Raw genomic sequence first — 18237 nt, 5'->3', positions numbered from 1 at the left:
CTCCGGCTGGGGGATGTGGCTGGAGGAAGCGGGATGCGGACGGTGGATGCTCGCCGGATTTGAAAAATGGGCTGGCTGAAACTGGGCGAGGCTGGCCGATTTTGGAATAAGCAAGCTATTTCAAAGCCTTGGCTTCCAGGGAAAGTTATCGCCGCGCCGGCGGTCCGCTCCCTCTCCCCGCAGGCGGGGAGAGGCGAAGGACCCATCACGCAACCCCGACCTTCAGCCGCCGGTACTCCGTCGGCGTCACGCCCGTCACCGCCTTGAAGGCGCGGTTGAAGGGGCCGAGCGACTGGAAGCCGGCGTCCATGGCGATGGTGATGACGGGGACCTCGGCCTGGGCGGGATCGGCGAGCGCGGCCTTGGCCTCCTCGATCCGGTGGTTGTTCAGGAACACATTGAAATTGCGGTAGCCGAGCCGCTGGTTGATGAGCCGACGCAACCGGTATTCGGGAATTTTCAGCCGGCCCGCCAGCACGCCGATGGTGATGTTCTCCTGGCGATAGATCCGCTCGTCCGCCATCAGGCGCATCAGCGCATCGATGAGCTTTTGGTCGGCGGCGTCATCGGCCGCAGGCTGACTGAAAACGTCAGGGGGTGCGGGCTCCGCCGCGGCCGGAAACAGATCCGCCCCGTCAACGCGCATCATGGAATAGACGATTCCCGCGACGATGCAGGCGAGCACGCCGGCATTGATGGTTTCGGCGACATCGCTGACGTGCTGGCCGGCGACCGCGATCTGGAGTACCGCGTTCAGCCCGCCATAGAGCGCGGTTGCGCAGACGATGAAGACGCGAACGCGGCGGCGTCGCTCGACCAGGTCGGCCGGCCAGGAGGCGATCATCTGCCCGACCGCAAGCGCGATGAAACCGAGCACGATCAGATTGACCATCGTCACCGAGAACCGCACATGGCCGCTGGGTGCAATCCAGACGCAACCTGCGAAGCTGAAAGCCGTCACCAGCGCCCAGACCCATCCGTGCCACCAGCGAAGGCGAAACTCATCGTCGAACAGGGAGCGTGTGAACAGCCAGAACACCACGACGGTGCCTGTCGATAACGCGATCAGCGGTGCATGCAGGAGCGGGATTGGTGACGTGACGTCCACCGAATAGCTCGCTGCATGCGCGGCCGAGCCGAGCGCGAAGGCCGCACCGAGGCGGGCTGCCAGCACGTTGCGGAAATCCGAGACCAATGACGTCGCCAGCACCAGCAGCAGCGCGACGCTGGCAGCACGGAAGACGAGCTCGGTTGCAGCAAGTGTCATCGGGCGATGCGATCGGGCGCGGTGGAATTTCGCCGAACATCGTTCGTTGCGCCCCTTTTTTCAAGGACCATCCGCATCCACAACTGTCATCGCCCGGTTTCACGGACCGTAGGGTGGGCAAAGCGGAGCGTGCCCACGTCTTCTTCTCGATCGGAGAAAGATGGTGGGCACGGCACTAATGCGCCTTTGCCCACCCTACGGCCGCTCGTCGTGGAGCACGACAGCGGAATACAGCGCTATCGCACCTGTGACGTCGGGTTCCGGCTTTGTCGCGACGGCGCTGCAAATTCCTGCTACCATCGCGCGCAAGAAAGCCAAAAAGGAGCCCACCCATGAGCTGGATGCCCGACAACGATCCCGTGCTCGGCGATCCCAAATCCTGCGATGCGCTCGATCTCGTCATCGTGCCACGCACGCGCGACCTCGGCGACGGCTTTGCGGTGCGCCGGGCACTGCCGCACGGCAAGCGGCAGATGGTCGGGCCCTTCATCTTCTTCGATCATTTCGGCCCGGTGCAGTTCGTCTCCGGCAAGGGCATGGACGTGCGGCCGCATCCGCATATTGGGCTAGCCACCGTCACCTATCTGTTCGATGGCGCGATCATGCATCGCGACAGCGAGGGCAACGTCCAGGAGATCGCGCCCGGCGCGATGAATTTGATGACGGCCGGGCGCGGCATCGCGCATTCCGAGCGCACGCCGGATGCGCAGCGCGCCTCGGGCCAGAAGATGCTGGGCCTGCAAAGCTGGATCGCGCTGCCGGCTGGGTCCGAGGAGATCGCGCCTTCTTTCCAGCATTATGCGGCGGGCGATCTGCCGATGATCTCCGAGCGCGATTTCACAGCACGCGTGATCGCGGGCTCCTCCTTCGGCATCACCTCGCCTGTCACGATGGTGTCGCCCTGGTTCTACACCGAGGTCACGGCCGCCGAAGGGGCGAGCGTGCCGCTCGACCCCGATCATGAGGAGCGCGCGATCTATCTCGTCGACGGCGAGGTCGAGATTGCGAACGAACGCTATGAGGGGCCGCGGCTCCTCATCTTCCGGCCCGGCGACCGCATCACGGTGAAGGCGCTCAAGGCAACGCGGATGATGTTTCTCGGCGGCGATGCATTGGAGGGCCCGCGCCACATCTGGTGGAATTTCGTCTCCTCCAGCAAGGAGCGGATCGAGCAGGCCAAGCAGGACTGGAAAACCGGCCGCTTCGCCGCGGTTCCGCAGGAACATGAGTTCATTCCGCTGCCGGAATAGGCTAATCCGGTCTCCGGCCGTGCCATCAGGCGCGGCCGGATGTCCTGCTCGAAAGATCTTCCGATGACCGCCATGCTCTCCAGCGACCTGCCCCTGACCAAGATCGGGCGCGGCAAGGTGCGCGATATCTATGCCGTCGACAACGACCGCCTGCTGCTGCTCACCACGGACCGCATCAGCGCCTTCGACGTCGTGATGGGCGAGACCATTCCGATGAAGGGCGCGGTGCTGACGCAGATCAGTGCGTTCTGGTTCGGCAAGCTCGAGGGCGTGGTGCCGCATCACATGATCAGCGCCGACACCGACGAGATCATCGCGGCCGTGCCTGTCCTGAAGCCGCACCGCGCCGAGATCCTCGGCCGCGCCATGCTGTGCAAGCGCACCACCGTGTTCCCGATCGAATGCGTGATCCGCGGCTATCTCTCGGGTTCGGCCTGGAAGGAATATGCGGCCTCAGGCACGCTCGCGGGCGAGAAGCTGAAGGCGGGCCTCGTCGAAAGCGAGAAGCTGGACCCGGCGATCTTCAGCCCGGCGACCAAGGCCGAGACCGGGCACGACGAGAACATCACCATCGCGAAGATGCGCGACGTGGTCGGGGAGGAGGTCGCCTACACGCTCGAGAGCATGACGCGCGCGATCTACACGCTCGGCGAGGAGCTGGCGCGCGAGCAGGGCATCATCATCGCCGACACCAAGTTCGAGTTCGGCCGCGACAAGAACGGCCGCATCATCCTGATCGACGAAGTCATGACGCCGGATTCTTCGCGGTTCTGGGCGGTCGATTCCTACAAGCCCGGCCAGCCGCAGGCGAGCTTCGACAAGCAACCCTTGCGCGACTATCTCGACGTCGAGCGCCGCGCCGGCCGCTGGAACGGCGATGCCCCGCCGCCGCCGCTGCCGGCGAGCGTGGTGGAGGCGACCAGCAAAAGGTATCTGGAAGCGTATCGGCGCGTGACGGGGACGGAGTTGAAGATTTAAGCCTATCCGTCGTCCCGGCCTAGTGCGCAATTGCGCACTAGGCCGGGACGACGGTTGAGCATGAGGCTGCACCGTCACCGCAGTAGAGGGGGCTGCACCGTCACAGCAGCAAAAACCGCCGGATATTTCATAGCGACAAGAAGCCTGTTGCGCTAAGCCTGTCGTCGTCTCAAACAGGATTTTTCAGGGGCGAGCGCCAGGACGTGACCGACCCAGCGATGACTCTCAGTCCGCACCCGCGGTTCAAGCCGGTTCTCAAGCGTGCGCTGAACGACATACTGGGTGGCAGCGCTGCCAGCGTCCTGACCATCACCTTCGGGCTCTCCTACGCATTGCTGATCTTTACGGGCCCGCTGTCGCCCTATCTGTCCTACGGCATCGCGGCGACCTTCATCAGCTCCGCGGCGCTTGCCGCCGTCGTCGCGCTCGGCAGCTCCCTGCCCTTCGCGGTCGCCGCCCCTGATAGCTCGACCGCCGCCGTGACGGGAATTCTGGCGGCCTCGGTGCTCGAACAAATCGAGGCCGCCAACCCGTCGACGCCGCTGTTGTCGGCGATCCTGATCACAATCGGCCTGTCGACGGTGCTGACCGGATTGGTGCTGTGCGGATTGGGCCTGACGCGGATGGGCCGCGCCATCCGCTACGTGCCCTACCCCGTGGTCGGCGGCTTCCTCGGTGCCACCGGACTCCTGATCGTCATGGGTGCGATCCGCGTCATCACCGATCATCCCGTCGCGACGCTGCTGCATTTCGTCAACGGCACGACATTGCTGGAGCTCGGTGCCGCCTGCGTCATGGCGCTGGTGCTGTATCTGACCTGGCATCGCTCGCGCAGCCCTTTCGGCCTGCCGGTCATCCTGATCGGCGGCGTGCTCACGGCGCATCTGGCATTCTGGGTCACCGGCATCTCGCTCGGCGAGGCCCGCGCTCTGGGCTGGACGTTCCAGGCGCCGCCGCAGGCGGCCTTCATGATGCCCTGGCATGCCGAGGGTCTCGTCCACTATCCCTGGTTCGCCGTACCCGACCTGCTCGCCAATTTCGTCGCCGTCATCTTCGTCACGGCTTCGAGCACGCTGTTCAACACCACCGGGATCGAAGTCGCCGTGCATCGCGAAGCCAATCTGGAACGCGAGCTGAACGTCACCGGCGCCGCCAACATGCTGACAGGCGCGCTCGGCGGCTATGCCGGCTGCATCTCGATCAGCCGCTCCGTCCTCAATTTCAGCAGCGGCGGCCGCGGCCGCCTGTCCGGCCTCACGGTCGCGGCGCTGTCGCTGCTGATGCTTGCGATCGCGCCGCAGCTGCTTGGCTTCATCCCGAAATTCGTGCTGGGCGGCCTGCTGCTCTATCTCGGCGCCGACCAGCTGCACAAATGGATCATCGAATCGCGCAGGCGGCTTTCGAAGCTCGAATATCTCTCGCTGCTCGCGATCATCGCGATCATCGTGACCTGGGGTTTCGTGCCGGGCATCCTGATCGGCGTGATCATCGGCTGCGCCACGTTTGCGTTCAGCGCCGCCAGGGTGGAGTCGATCAAATACAGCTTCGACGGCTCGGAATATCGCTCTTCGCTCGACCGTTCCCGCGACGACCAGGACGTGCTGCTGGCCCATGGCGGCAAGATCCAGGGCCTGAACCTGCAGAGCTATCTGTTCTTCGGCTCCGCCAACCGGCTCTACCAGCACGTCAAGCAGCTGCTGCAGGAGCGTCCCGAATGCCGCTTTCTGCTGTTCGACTTCAAGCTCGTCACCGGGGTGGATTCGTCGGCCGCCTACAGCTTTGCCCAGATCAAGCGCAGCGCGGCCGATCTCGGCGTCGAGCTGATCCTGGTGCATCTGTCGACCTCGGCCGAGAAGGTGCTGCGCGCCAGCGACTTCATCGGCGAGGGCGTCACCATCATCCCCGAGCTCGATCACGCACTGGAATGGTGCGAGAACGAGATCATCTCGCAGCATCAGGACCTGGCGCGGGAAGAAGCCAGCCTGCGCGACTGGTTCGCGCGCATCCTCGGCAGCGAGGACGATGCCGACGAGCTGATCCGCCGCTGCCAGCGCATCGAGGTCGAGGCCGGCGAGGTCATCGTGAAGGCGGGCGATCCCGCCGATTCCATGCATTTCATTCTCGACGGCCGTGTCGGCATCATGATTCCCGCCGACGACGGCCGCACCACGCGCGTGCGCAGCCTCGGCCGCTACACCACGATCGGCGAGATGGGCCTGGTCTCACGCACGCCGCGGAGCGCGACGATCCAGGCCGAGGTCGACAGCGTGCTCTACGTGCTCAACATCCACCAGTTCGACGCGATCAAGTCCGAAGCCCCCGCGCTCAGCAACAAGCTGCTGACCTATTTCGTGTCGGTCATGGCCGAGCGGCTGACATTTGCGAACCGGATGATTGCGGTGTTGAGGCGGTGACGGACGCGTAGCCCGCATGAGCGCAGCGATATGCGGGAGCTGAGACCCAGGATGTCGCTGCGCTCATCCAGGCTACGAAGCTAAGGCGGTAAAGCCGTTAGCGCGCTACAACCTCGGTGTCGTCCTGGCGAAAGCCAGGACCCATACCGCGGAATCTATCGATTGCGAGCGGTGCGAGTACCGGACCACCAATCTTCGCCAAACTTCTCCCTGGGGTAATGGGTCCTGGCTTTCGCCAGGACGACGAAGGAGAGCGCGTCAGATGAGCTCCGCGGACCAGGGCTCATGACGGATCTCGAACGACCGTCCCTTCTTCGACAGCCGCGCGAACCCGGGGAAATTCAGGTGCATTCCGGCGACGAGCTCGCCGGTCGCGGAGACTCTTTCCAGGATTTTCTTTCGGGTCTCTGCCGCCGCCTGCGGATCCGCGTCGAACGCGATCGTCACCTCGGGTCTGGGCACCTGGATGTCCGGATAATGAACGATGTCACCCCAGATGAGCAGGGACGCACCGCCGCCATCGATCCGATAGCCGCTATGCCCCGGGGTGTGGCCGGGCAGATGTTCGATCATGATGCCGGGCGCGACTTGCCCCGCGCTGACCGTCCGGCGCCGGGCGCCATATGCCGCGAATGCGGCGCGGGCGGCGTGAAAGAACGGCTTGACCGGATCCGGGGCCTGATTGAGGTTCGCATCATCCGTCCAGAAAGCGAATTCGGCGTCGTGCATCACGATTTCGGCGTTGGGAAACTGGGGCGCCGACGGCAACGCTCCGACGAGACCTCCGATGTGATCCGGATGGGCGTGGGTCAGGAGAACCTGGTCGATTGCGAACGGATTCACATTGGCCGCGGCAAGCGACGCGTGTAGTCGCCCGCCCCAACCGTTGATGCCGCCGCCACCGCCATCCACCAATATGGTCCGGCCGTTTCCCTCGATCAGATAGGTGCTGACGGTCATCGCAGATGACGAAGGACGTCCCGCCGCCACCGTCATGCGCATCGCCTCATCGGGTCCTATTCCCGACAGGAGATCGAACGGCACGCCGACGATGCCGTCGACGATAGCGGTGACGACATAGTCGCCGATCCTTCGCCGGTTCAGGCCGGGGGCCTGCCAGTTGTTCGCGTTCGTCATTCCATCACCCTCAATTGCGTTGCGCGTCTCAAACAGTGACGACGATTTTTCCGATCTGCTCGTTCGACTCCAGAAAGCGCGTCGCCTCCTGGATCTGTTCGAACTTGAAACTTCGGGAAATCACCGGCGTCAGCTTCCCGGATGAAAGGCCATCCGAGATGAACTGCTTCGCCCGCGCCAGCGCGTCATCGTCAGCCACGACTTCGTTGTACAGATATCCCTTGATCGTCAGGCTCTTCCCGAGCACCGCGAATTGGGGGAACGCGCCCACGTCCGGGCTCAAGGCGCCATACTCGAGCAGAATTCCCCGATGAGACATCGCATTTGCCAACTGCTCGATGGCAGGACCGCCGATCGGATCGAAGACGACGCGCGCTCCCTTGCCGTTCGTGATCTCCATCACCCGCGAGACGAGATCCTCCTCAGCGGTTGCGACGACGTGATGGGCGCCCGCATCCAATAACGCCTTGCTTTTCGCGGAAGTCCGCGTCGTCGCGATGACCGTTGCTCCCACCGCACGCGCGATCTGAAACGCCGCAGTCCCGACGCTGCTGGAGGCCGCGGTGACGATCACATAGTCGCCCGCCGTCAGCTTCGCTTGCTCGATCAGCGCGCCCCACGCGGTGACGTACTTCATCCACGACGCAGCGGCTTGCTCGAAGGTGAGGTTTTCGGGATGCACCACCAGATGGCGGGCCGGAATGTTGATGACTTCGCCATAGGTGCCCCATCGCGCCATATCTTCCGTCGGAATGACACTCACCGACTGGCCCGGACGGAAATCGCTCACCGACGAGCCAACCGCTTTGACGACACCGGCAGCCTCATAGCCCAATCGGCTGGGCAGCTGTGCGTGCTGGACGTAGGCGTTGCGGCGAAACATGATCTCGGCGCGATTGAGCCCGATGGCGCGCACGTCGATCTGGACTTCGCCCGCATCGGGAGCCGCGACATCGACGTCCTCGATCTTGAGAACGTCGGGGTCACCATAGTCGTGAAAGCGAACAATTCGAGCCATCTGCTGCCCTTCCGGATCATTCGGGGAGCCGGAAATAGCCTCACGCTTTGTTCGTCTGAAGCGATGAAATTTGAACTTGATTGTTATGGTATATGATAACAATCGAGGGCGAGCCGATTGACCCGCACGGCGGAGACGAATGGACTTTCTGCAGCAATTGAGGGTCTTCGTGGCCGTGGCGGAGAACAGGAGCTTCACGCGGGCGGCCGAGGCCCTGCGCGCGACCCGTCCAACGGTCACGAACGCCGTGAACGAACTGGAAGCGTCAATCGGCGCAAGGCTGCTGCATCGAACGACGCGCCAGACCTCGCTGACGAGTGAAGGGCGGTTGTTTCATGATCGCGCGGTCGCAATATTGAACGAGGTCGGGCAAGCGCGGAACCTGTTTGGCGGCGTGGGCGATGCTCCGAAAGGACGCCTGCGCGTCGACATCCCGGTCGCGATCGCGAAACCGCTGATCATTCCCAATCTTCCGGACTTCCAGGCGAAATACCCGGATATCGATCTCATTCTTGGCGTCAGCGATCAGCCGGTCGATCTGATCGCTGAGGGTGTCGATTGTGTCTTGAGGATAGGCGATCTGCCAGTCAGCAGTCTCGTCGGGCGCGTTCTCGCCAAGATGGCCATGTTGATCTGCGCATCACCGGCCTACCTCGACAGGTACGGCACTCCGGAGAGTATCGAGGACCTCAGTGATCATCTCGCGGTGAACTATTTTTCAGGCAGAGGCCATATCGCGATCCCCTGGCGTCTCCCGCAGGGACCGGGCGAGCGCGAACTGCGCCTTGAAACCGGCATCCTCGTGAACGACACGGAAGCCTTCCTTGCGTGCGCTCTCGCCGGCATGGGGCTTATCCAGGTGCCCGGTTGCGTCGTCAAAGACCACTTGAAGAGCGGAGAGCTTGTGCGGGTCCTCCCGAAATTGCGGCCGGTCCATCGCCCGCTGTCGATCATGTTTCCAGCACGCGAGCATTTGGCTCCTCAAGTGCGGGTCTTCATCGATTGGGCGAAGAGCATCGTCGTCGGTGTGGACAGTCCGTGGATCAGTTCACCCTGACGACGCGGTCTTCGCAAGCCCGCAACAACGGCGGCTACACCCCCGCCATCATCACGTATTTGATCTCGACATATTCTTCCATGCCGTGACGCGAGCCTTCACGGCCGAGGCCGCTCTCCTTGACGCCGCCGAAGGGCGCGACTTCCGTCGTGATCAGGCCAGTGTTGACGCCGACCATGCCTGATTCCAGCGCTTCGGCGACGCGCCAGACGCGGCCGAGATCGCGGGAGTAGAAGTAGGAGGCAAGACCGAACGGCGAGGCGTTGCACATCGCGATGACGTCGGCCTCGTCCTTGAAGCGGATGACAGGCGCGAGCGGACCGAAGGTCTCTTCCTGCGACACCAGCGAGTCCGGCTTGACGTCGGCAAGCACCGTCGGCTCGAAGAAGGAGCGTCCGAGCTCGCTGCGCTTGCCGCCGGTGACGACCTTGGCGCCGCGCTTCACGGCATCCGCGATGTGCCGCTCGACCTTGTCGACCGCCTTCATGTTGATCAGCGGCCCTTGCGTGACGCCGCTCTCAGTGCCGTCGCCGATCTTCATCGCCGCGACCTTCTTCGAGAGCTTCTGCACGAACGCGTCGTAGATCTTGTCCTGGGCGTAGATGCGGTTGGCGCAGACGCAGGTCTGGCCCATGTTGCGATATTTCGAGACGATCGCACCTTCGACGGCAGCATCGATGTCGGCGTCGTCGAACACGATGAAGGGCGCGTTGCCGCCGAGCTCGAGGCCGAGCCGCTTCACGCCGACGGAAGCCTGCTGGTAGAGGATCTTGCCGACCGCGGTCGAGCCGGTGAAGCCGACGAAGCGCACCGCGGGATGCTCGCACAGCACCTTGCCGATCGGCGGCGCATCGCCGGTGATGATGTTGAGCACGCCCTTGGGGATGCCGGCCTTCTCGGCGAGCACGGCGAGCGCCAGCGCCGACAGTGGCGTCTCGTTGGCGGGCTTGAGCACCACGGTGCAGCCGGCCGCGAGCGCCGGCGAGACCTTTCGCGTGATCATCGAGTTCGGGAAATTCCACGGCGTGATCGCGCCGCAGACACCGATCGGCTGCTTGATCGCGAGCAGACGCGCATCGGGCCGCTGGCTCGGAATGGTCTCGCCATAGACGCGGCGGGCTTCCTCGGCGAAGAACTCGATATAGGCGGCACCGATATCGACCTCGCCGAGCGCCTCGGAGAGCGGCTTGCCCTGCTCGGAGGTGAGGATCAACGCAAGGTCCTCGCGGTTGGCGGTGATCAGCTCGAACCATTTGCGCAAAATGTTGGAGCGCTGCTTGGCGGTGTGCTTGGCCCAGGCCGGGAAGGCACGCTCGGCGGCCTCGACCGCCCTGGTCGTGTCGTCCGCGCCAAGCTGCGGGACCTTTGCGAGCTCGACGCCAGTGGCGGGATTGTTGACGGCAAAGACCGGCGTGCCGACCCAGGCGCCGTCGATATAGCAGGCTTCCTTCAGCAGCGAGGGGTCCTTCAACCGGTCGCGCAGGGTGGCGGTGGCTTGCGTGGCGCGGGCGGCGGCAGTCGGGGTCATGGCGTTCTCCCTGAGGGCGATCGGATTGGCCCGGAATATAGGGACAGGCGGCGCGCAATGCACCGCCCCGCAACGCACATCTGCCTGTAGGTAAAGAGAGAGCGGCCTTACGCCGCGCCGCTCATATAGGTCTCGCGCCGGCCGATCATGCGCTCGGCGGCGGCCTTGGCGTCGGCCTTGGAGGACGTCGCGCAGGTCCGGTATTCGAGATCGGGAACGTCGGAGGTGTCGCGGCGACCGAACCAGGATTTCGAGCCGACCGGCAGCAGCGCCAGCGACTGCGCCAGATTGTCGACCGCGCCGAACGAATAGAGTGCGCCGGTGCCGGCGACACGGACCTCGTAAATGCCGGGCGAGATCGGCGCCTCAAGGTTGTCGCCCCGTCCGGGACGGGGATAGCGCTTCCATTCGCTCCAGGTCGAAATCATTTGAGGTCCCCCGCGGCCGGGTGCCGGCTGCCAAATTTGCATCAAGTCTTAACGTCGGCCGTCGATCGGCCGAGTGCTGAACGTCGCAACGCACAAAATGTTTCAAGTGCTTCCAAACACGCGAAACATATCGCCGGGACCCATCCATGGTCACGGCTCATTGCGGTCATCCACCGCAGATTGTGACGGAGTGTTGCCGCCCAGCTGCCTTGTCGTCCTGCGTAGGGCGCGGGCCGTCAAGTCACGACATCGCGACCGTCGCGAAGGTGGAGGCGCTTGCCGCGCGCGAGCCGCGGGAGGACAATCGATCACTTCCAACAATAATCAAACCGGAGGAAACGCGCATGCAAAGCCAGGCCCAGATCGACGAGATTCTGCGCAAGACCAGCGATGCCAAGGAGATTCCCGGCGTCGTCGCGATAGCCGCGAGCGGTAACGACGTGCTGTATCAGGGCGCGTTCGGCAAGCGCGACCTCTCCAAGCCCGATGCGATGACGCTGGACAGCGTGTTCTGGATCGCCTCGATGACGAAGGCGGTGACATCGGCAGGCGCGATGCAGCTGGTCGAACAGGGCAAGCTGTCGCTGGATAAGCCGATCGGCGACGTGCTGCCCGATCTCGCCAAGCCGCAGGTGCTGGAAGGCTTTGATGCCAAGGGCGAGCCGAAGCTGCGGCCGGCCAGCAAGCCGATCACGCTGCGTCACCTCATGACCCATACCGCCGGCTTCTGCTACAACATGTGGAACGGCGATATCGCGACCTATCTGGAGAAGACCGGCACGCCGCCGATCACGACCTGCCAGAACGCGGCGCTGAAGACGCCGATCGCGTCCGATCCCGGCACGCGCTGGGAGTATGGCACCAACATCGATTTCGTCGGCAAGGCGGTGGAGGCCGTCAGCGGCAAGCGGCTGGACGCCTACCTGCGCGACAATATGTTCGCCCCGCTCGGCATGAGCGACACGGCGTTCAAGATCACCGACAGCATGCGCAAGCGCCTGGTCGGCATGCATGCGCGCGGCGAGGACGGCCAGCTCGCGGCGATCCCGTTCGAGCTCGAACAGGAGCCGGAATTCCACATGGGTGGCGGCGGCCTCTATTCGACCGCGGGCGACTACATCAAGTTCACCCAGATGATCCTGAACAAGGGCCGCGGCAACGGCAATCAGGTGCTGAAGGCCGACACGGTCGCGACGATGGGACAGAACCACATCGGCGATCTCAACGTCACCAAGATGACCTCGGTGGCGCCGATGTACACCAACGATGTCGACCTCTATCCGGACCAGGTGAAGAAGTGGGGCCTCAGCTTCCTCATCAACACCGCCAAGACGCCCGAGGGCCGCAGCGCGAACAGTCTGGCCTGGGCGGGCCTCGCCAACACCTATTACTGGATCGATCCCTCGCGCGACGTCACCGGCGTGATCCTGATGCAGCTGCTGCCGTTCGCGGATGGCAAGTGCCTGGAAGCATTCGCGGGCTTCGAGCGCGGGATCTATGCCGGGCTCGATGCGGGGAGCGGGCAGAAGGCGGCGTGAGCTAGCACGCCTCTCACCGCGCGATGACTGTCATCCCCCGCGAAAGCGGGGGATCCAGTATTCCAGAGACGGCAGTGATAAATCGAGAAGCCGCAGCGTACTGGGTCGCCCGGTCAAGCCGGGCGACGACACCGGTGAATGAGGCGCGAGCTGGCCTTAAACTGTCAGCCCGCGCTGGCCGGCGAGCTGCTTCAGCGACACCAGCGGCCGTGCGCCGATGTGCTGGATCACTTCGGCGGCCGCGAGCGCGCCGAGCTCGCCGCACTGCTTGTAGGCGAGATTGCGCGCGAGGCCATAGAGGAAGCCGGCGGCAAAGAGGTCGCCGGCGCCGGTGGTGTCGACGACCTTGTCGACCGGGAAGGCGGGCGCTGCGACGGCGTCTTCCGACGACACCACCATGCAGCCCTTCTCGCTGCGGGTGACGACGCCGAGATTGACGTCGTTGCGCAGCTGCTTCAGCGCGGTGTCGAAATCCGAGGTCGTGTAGAGCGAGTGCAGCTCGGACTCGTTGGCGAAGACGATGTCGACGGTGCCGTTGCGCATAAGTGAGAGAAACTCGTCGCGATAGCGATCGACGCAGAAGGAATCCGACAGCGTCAGCGCCACCTTGCGCTTCGCGTCATGGGCGATCTTGGCCGCCTTGACGAAGGCATCCTTGGCGTTCTTGGGGTCCCAGAGATAGCCTTCGAGATAAACGATGCCGGCGGACGCGATCTCGGCCGGATCGATATCGGCCGGCGACAGGTCCTGCGCCGCGCCGAGATAGGTGTTCATGGTGCGCTCGCCGTCATCGGTGACCAGGATGTAGGAGCAGCCGGTGGCGGGCCCGTCCGTCGCAGCGGGCGTGTTGAAGGCGACGCCGGCGGCGCGGATGTCGTGGACGTAGAGCTTGCCGATCTGGTCGTCCTTGACCTTGCCGACATAGGCCGCGCGCGCCCCCAGGCTGCCGATGCCGACGATGGTGTTGGCGGCCGATCCGCCCGAGACTTCCGTTGCCGGACCCATGTCCTTGTAAATGGCGGCGGCGCGCGCCTCGTCGATCAGGGACATGCTGCCCTTGGTCATGCCGTGCTTGGCCAGAAAGGCTTCGTCGGTCCTGACCAGCACGTCGAACAGCGCGTTGCCGATCCCGAGAACGTCATATTTCACGTCAGCCATTCACCTTGATCCTGTTTGGCGGATTGCGATCCTTGCGGAAATCCGCTTCCTGTCAGCCTGAAATCTGGCTCGCGGCCTATCACGACCGGCCCTGCAGGGGCAAGCAACGGTATTATGTACGCTCGATGATCCGCTCCTTCCTGACAGTTTCGACGGGAACACTGGCCTCGCGGCTGCTGGGCTTTGCGCGCGATTCCATGATTGCCGCACTGCTCGGCACCGGCGCGGTGGCGGATGCGTTTCTGGCGGCGTTCCAGCTCGTCAACGTGGTGCGACGGCTGCTCAGCGAGGGTGCGCTCAATGCGGCGCTGATCCCGGCCTGGCTGCGCGTCCGTGACCGCGACGGCGAAGCGGCGGCATCCGCCTTCGCGGGCCGCGTGCTCGGCACCGTCAGCGGCGGCCTGATTGCAATCTCGATCGTCATCGCGCTCGTGATGCCGCTGATCATCACGATCATCGCGCCGGGCTTTCTCGGGAGCGGCACGCTCGATCTCGCCGTCGCGAATGCGCGGCTGATGCTGCCCTATCTCGCCTTCGCCGGGCCCGTCACGGTGCTGATGGGGTTGCTGAACGCGCAAGGACGCTTTGCGCTCACGGCCTTCTCGCCGCTGCTGTTCAACATCGCGCTGATCGCCGCGATCGCAGCGCTGCTCGTCGGGCATGCCGACGCGACCTTCGCAGCATGGATGCTGGCAGCGACCGTCGGCATCGCCGGCCTGCTGCAACTGCTGATGCTGCTGTCGCAGCGCAGTGCGAATCTTGCGACACCGCCCCGCGTCAGCTTCGACAAGGAGATGCGCGGCTTTTTCGCCAAGGCCATTCCCGGCATGATCGCAAGCTCGGGGCCGCAATGGCTGATGGTCGCGGGCGCGATCATTGCGTCGGCCACGCCGTCCGCCGTGTCCTGGCTCTATTTCGCCAACCGCCTGATCGAGCTGCCGCTTGGCATCGTCGGCGTCGCCATGGGCACCGTGCTGGTGCCGGAGCTGACGCGCGCCGTCACCAGCGGCGACCGCGAGGCGGTGGCGCATGCGGAATCGCGCGCGCTGGAGCTTGCAGCCGGGCTGGCGCTGCCGGCGACGCTCGGCCTGATCGTGCTGGCCGAGCCGATCGTGCGGCTGCTGTTCGAGCACGGCGCCTTCGGCGCGGACGACAGCACCGCAACTGCGCATGCCTTGATGTGGCTGGCGCTGGGCCTGCCGGCCCACGTGCTGATCAAGGCACTGTCGCCGGCGTTCTATGCCCGCAGCGACACCATGACGCCGCTCATGGCCACGGCCAAAGGCTTTATGGTCGCGGTCGCGCTCGCCGTGCTGCTCGGGCATTTCCTCGGCGCCAGCGGGATCGCGGCGAGCATCGCGGCCGGGGCCTGGAGCAGCGCGATCTCGCTGCTCCGGAAAGGCACCAGCGAATTCGGCTTCTCGATCGATGCAAGCGCCCGCAAGCGGTTGCCACGGATCGTGCTCGCCGCGGCCGCCATGGGCGCCCTGCTCTGGCTCTCCGCGGATCTGATGCCCGCCGAGGCGCATGGCCTGATCCGCTTCATCGTGCTGGGCGTGCAGATCGCGGCCGGGATCGCCGTCTACGGCCTGCTGCTGCAAATCCTCGGCGCCGCCTCCTGGCGCGAGGCGACTGCCGCCTTGAAGCGGCCTGCCTAGCCCAGCCCCGGCATGCCGGCCATCGAATTACCCTTGACGGAGCAGCGCCGCTGTTGGAAACGACGGCCAAATACCTTTGGGAAGGCTGACCATGCCATTCGTTGAACGGGTCTTTTCGGGCGTCCAGCCGACGGGCAATCTGCACCTCGGCAATTATCTCGGCGCCATCGTCAACTTCGTGAAGATGCAGGAAACCCACAACTGTATCTATTGCGTCGTCGACATGCACGCGATCACGCAAGGCGTGGACGTCTGGGGCGGACCGGTCGAGCTCGCGCGCAACACTCGCGAGGTGACGGCGGCGTTCATCGCCGCCGGCATCGATCCGAAGAAGCACATCGTGTTCAACCAGAGCCAGGTCTCGGGACACGCCGAGCTCGCCTGGATCTTCAACTGCGTCGCGCGCATGGGCTGGCTCGGCCGCATGACCCAGTTCAAGGAGAAGGCCGGCAAGGACCGCGAGAACGCGTCCGTGGGGCTGTTCGACTATCCCGTGCTGATGGCCGCCGACATCCTGCTCTACCGCGCCACCCACGTTCCCGTGGGCGAGGACCAGAAGCAGCATCTCGAGCTCTCGCGCGACATCGCGCAGAAGTTCAACAACGATTTCGGCGACTCGATCCGCAGCCACGGCGCCAATGACGGCCTGTTCTTCCCGCTGCCGGAACCCTTGATAACGGGCCCGGCGACGCGCGTGATGAGCCTGCGCGACGGCACCAAGAAGATGTCGAAGTCGGATGCCTCCGACAATTCGCGCATCAACCTCACCGACGATGCTGACACCATCGCGCAGAAGATCCGCAAGGCGAAGACCGATCCGGAGCCGCTGCCGACCGAAGAGAAGGGCCTGGAAGCCCGCCCCGAGGCCGACAATCTCGTCGGCATCTTCGCCGCGCTCTCCGGCCGTTCCAAGGCCGACGTGCTCCGCGATTTCGGCGGCGGCCAGTTCTCCAGCTTCAAGAACGCGCTGGCGGAGCTGTGCGTGACAAAACTCGCGCCGATCGCCGGCGAGATGAAGCGCCTCGTCGCCGATCCCGGCCATATCGACACGATCCTGAACGAAGGTTCCGACCGGGCCCGCGCCATCGCCGACGAGACCATGAAGCTCTCGAAGGACATCGTCGGCTTCATCCGCCGGCGCTAAGGCGCGGCCGCTTCGCCTCTCCCAAACATTGCGGGAGTGTGGCAGCATGCCGGCCGTGCACATGCCGGGACATGCATGACCAGCAAGCGACTTTGCTTCGAGCCGGGTCACAAGCCCAAATGCCTCGTCGTCGTCGACGACAGCGCCGAATGGGATCGTGCGGTCTATTACGCCAGCCGCTGGGCGATCCGGGCCGGCGGCGGCGTGGTGATGCTGCGCATCATCGAGCCCGAGGAGCAAACCCAGGAATGGCTTGGGGTCGCCGACATCATGCGCGCCGAGGCGCAGGAGGCCGCGGAGGCCGCGCTCGACCGCGCCGCCGGGAGAGCCAACGGCATCGCCGCAATCACACCGGAACGGGTGATCCGCGAAGGCGCCGCGATGGAACAGCTGCTCGCTGTCATCGACGAGGACCCTGACATCGCCATGCTGGTGCTCGCCGCCAATCCCGGCGCGGAGGGTCCGGGACCGCTGGTCGCGCTGCTGGCGCATGCGCTCGGCACGTTCCCGGTGCCGGTGACGATCATCTCGGGCGCCCTGAGCGACCAAAGCGTGGATTCGCTGTCGTAGGTGGTCTCTTACCCTCCCTGGAGGGGGAGGGTCGATCGCGCGCAGCGCGAGCAGCGTGGGGTGACGGTGTTTCCCCAACCAACAGTGCCCGTGCGGAGAGATTGCCCCACCCCGGCGCTTCGCGCCGACCCTCCCCCTCCAGGGTAGGGCTATCGCATATGGAAATTCCCGAGTCTCTTCCGCGGCTTGGTTCAGCGTTGCACCTACGCGACGCGAGCGGGCCTCGGAATCGGACCGAGAACAAAACAGAATCGAACCGCGAAAGGCGAACGACGCCGGTCGAAAGAACCTCTTCGTAAGTGCCTCGCACAATAAGCATTCTTCCATATGCGATAGCCCTACCCTCCAGGGGAGGGTAAGAAGCGCCCTAACTCACTGAAATTTATAAGCGAAATTGCCCCCTCCCCTTGACCGTGCGTTCCCCGTCGCCATCTGCTAGGTGATAGAGCACGCGCCGGCCTTGAACCGGCGACGTCTGGAGAAAACCATGTTCATTCAAACAGAAGCCACCCCCAATCCCGCCACGCTGAAATTCATTCCCGGCCGCGTCGTGGTCGACGGCAGCCCGATGGAGTTTGCGAGCCGCGAATCGGCTGTGCGTTCGCCGCTGGCCGAAAAGCTGTTCGACGTGCCCGGCATCACCGGCGTGTTCTATGGATCGGACTTCATCACCGTGACCAAGGCGAGCGGTGAATGGCAGCAGCTGAAGCCCGCGATCCTCGGCGCCATCATGGAGCACTACATGTCCGGCGCGCCGCTGCTCGCCGGCGGCGAAGCGCAGGGCGATGTCGATCTCGACGACGAGGACGAGTTCTTCGACGAGGCCGATGCCGAGACGGTCGACATGATCAAGGATCTGATCGAGACCCGCGTGCGGCCGGCGGTCGCCAATGACGGCGGCGACATCACCTTCCGCGGCTTCAAGGACGGCATCGTCTATCTCAACATGAAGGGCGCCTGCTCCGGCTGCCCGTCATCGACCGCAACGCTCCAGCACGGTATCCAGAACCTGCTCAAGCACTTCGTCCCCGACGTGGTCGAAGTCCGGCCGATGTGAGCGAGCTGTCGTAGGGTGGGCAAAGGCGCGCTTGC

Annotated in this window: 15 protein-coding genes; 9 read left to right on the top strand and 6 right to left on the bottom strand. The window is 64.5% G+C overall.

Annotated elements, in window-relative coordinates; genetic code table 11:
• Window positions 1-205: 205 nt before the first annotated feature.
• Entirely contained in the window at window positions 206-1267 is a 1062-nt protein-coding gene (locus XH79_RS21920) for an AraC family transcriptional regulator (RefSeq protein ID WP_271582882.1), read from the bottom strand.
• 332 nt (window positions 1268-1599) lie between these two features.
• Here XH79_RS21920 and XH79_RS21915 point away from each other — a divergent pair, with 332 nt between their 5' ends.
• The 3 genes from XH79_RS21915 to XH79_RS21905 all read left to right on the top strand — a co-directional run bounded on the left by XH79_RS21915 (window position 1600) and on the right by XH79_RS21905 (window position 5909).
• On the top strand, window positions 1600-2517 hold the full coding sequence (locus XH79_RS21915) for a pirin family protein (RefSeq protein ID WP_212340252.1): 918 nt from the start codon (window positions 1600-1602) through the stop codon (window positions 2515-2517).
• 63 nt (window positions 2518-2580) lie between these two features.
• Window positions 2581-3495, top strand: coding sequence for a phosphoribosylaminoimidazolesuccinocarboxamide synthase (locus tag XH79_RS21910; protein ID WP_271582881.1), 915 nt, complete (start codon window positions 2581-2583; stop codon window positions 3493-3495).
• A 203-nt stretch (window positions 3496-3698) separates the two neighbouring features.
• Complete coding sequence (locus XH79_RS21905; RefSeq protein WP_442869967.1) at window positions 3699-5909, top strand: SLC26A/SulP transporter family protein; 2211 nt, start codon at window positions 3699-3701, stop codon at window positions 5907-5909.
• Between the two features lie 258 nt (window positions 5910-6167).
• Here XH79_RS21905 and XH79_RS21900 read toward each other — a convergent pair whose 3' ends face one another.
• Both XH79_RS21900 and XH79_RS21895 read right to left on the bottom strand, forming a co-directional pair.
• Window positions 6168-6911, bottom strand: coding sequence for an MBL fold metallo-hydrolase (locus XH79_RS21900; protein WP_271582879.1), 744 nt, complete (start codon window positions 6909-6911; stop codon window positions 6168-6170).
• Window positions 6912-7074: 163 nt separating this feature from the next.
• Window positions 7075-8064, bottom strand: a complete 990-nt coding sequence (locus tag XH79_RS21895) for a zinc-dependent alcohol dehydrogenase family protein (protein ID WP_271582878.1) — start codon at window positions 8062-8064, stop codon at window positions 7075-7077.
• Between the two features lie 139 nt (window positions 8065-8203).
• Here XH79_RS21895 and XH79_RS21890 point away from each other — a divergent pair, with 139 nt between their 5' ends.
• Window positions 8204-9121 carry a LysR family transcriptional regulator gene (locus XH79_RS21890; RefSeq protein WP_271582877.1) on the top strand — a complete coding sequence of 306 codons (918 nt, stop codon included), beginning with the start codon at window positions 8204-8206 and terminating at the stop codon, window positions 9119-9121.
• Between the two features lie 34 nt (window positions 9122-9155).
• On the opposite strand, the gene XH79_RS21885 is transcribed toward XH79_RS21890, so the two are convergent.
• On the bottom strand, window positions 9156-10649 hold the full coding sequence (locus XH79_RS21885) for an NAD-dependent succinate-semialdehyde dehydrogenase (RefSeq protein WP_271582876.1): 1494 nt from the start codon (window positions 10647-10649) through the stop codon (window positions 9156-9158).
• A gap of 107 nt (window positions 10650-10756) precedes the next feature.
• Window positions 10757-11077 carry a hypothetical protein gene (locus tag XH79_RS21880; protein WP_063685845.1) on the bottom strand — a complete coding sequence of 107 codons (321 nt, stop codon included), beginning with the start codon at window positions 11075-11077 and terminating at the stop codon, window positions 10757-10759.
• Between the two features lie 344 nt (window positions 11078-11421).
• On the opposite strand from XH79_RS21880, the gene XH79_RS21875 reads away from it, so the two are divergent.
• On the top strand, window positions 11422-12615 hold the full coding sequence (locus XH79_RS21875; RefSeq protein ID WP_271582875.1) for a serine hydrolase domain-containing protein: 1194 nt from the start codon (window positions 11422-11424) through the stop codon (window positions 12613-12615).
• Between the two features lie 156 nt (window positions 12616-12771).
• Here XH79_RS21875 and XH79_RS21870 read toward each other — a convergent pair whose 3' ends face one another.
• Complete coding sequence (locus XH79_RS21870; RefSeq protein WP_212340239.1) at window positions 12772-13773, bottom strand: adenosine kinase; 1002 nt, start codon at window positions 13771-13773, stop codon at window positions 12772-12774.
• Window positions 13774-13898: 125 nt separating this feature from the next.
• On the opposite strand from XH79_RS21870, the gene murJ reads away from it, so the two are divergent.
• The 4 genes from murJ to XH79_RS21850 all read left to right on the top strand — a co-directional run bounded on the left by murJ (window position 13899) and on the right by XH79_RS21850 (window position 18202).
• Window positions 13899-15431, top strand: coding sequence for a murein biosynthesis integral membrane protein MurJ (gene murJ, locus XH79_RS21865; protein ID WP_271582874.1), 1533 nt, complete (start codon window positions 13899-13901; stop codon window positions 15429-15431).
• 91 nt (window positions 15432-15522) lie between these two features.
• Window positions 15523-16575: a tryptophan--tRNA ligase gene (gene trpS, locus XH79_RS21860; RefSeq protein ID WP_212340237.1), complete on the top strand. Its 1053-nt coding sequence runs from the start codon at window positions 15523-15525 to the stop codon at window positions 16573-16575.
• 75 nt (window positions 16576-16650) lie between these two features.
• Window positions 16651-17145: a universal stress protein gene (locus tag XH79_RS21855; protein WP_211403446.1), complete on the top strand. Its 495-nt coding sequence runs from the start codon at window positions 16651-16653 to the stop codon at window positions 17143-17145.
• 487 nt (window positions 17146-17632) lie between these two features.
• A complete protein-coding gene (locus XH79_RS21850; RefSeq protein WP_271582873.1) occupies window positions 17633-18202 on the top strand; it encodes a NifU family protein in 570 nt (189 codons plus the stop codon).
• Window positions 18203-18237: the final 35 nt, after the last annotated feature.

This window comes from Bradyrhizobium sp. CCBAU 45389, from assembly GCF_028128625.1.
Lineage (GTDB): Bacteria > Pseudomonadota > Alphaproteobacteria > Rhizobiales > Xanthobacteraceae > Bradyrhizobium > Bradyrhizobium liaoningense_B.
This window is presented reverse-complemented; position numbering and strand designations above follow the sequence as displayed.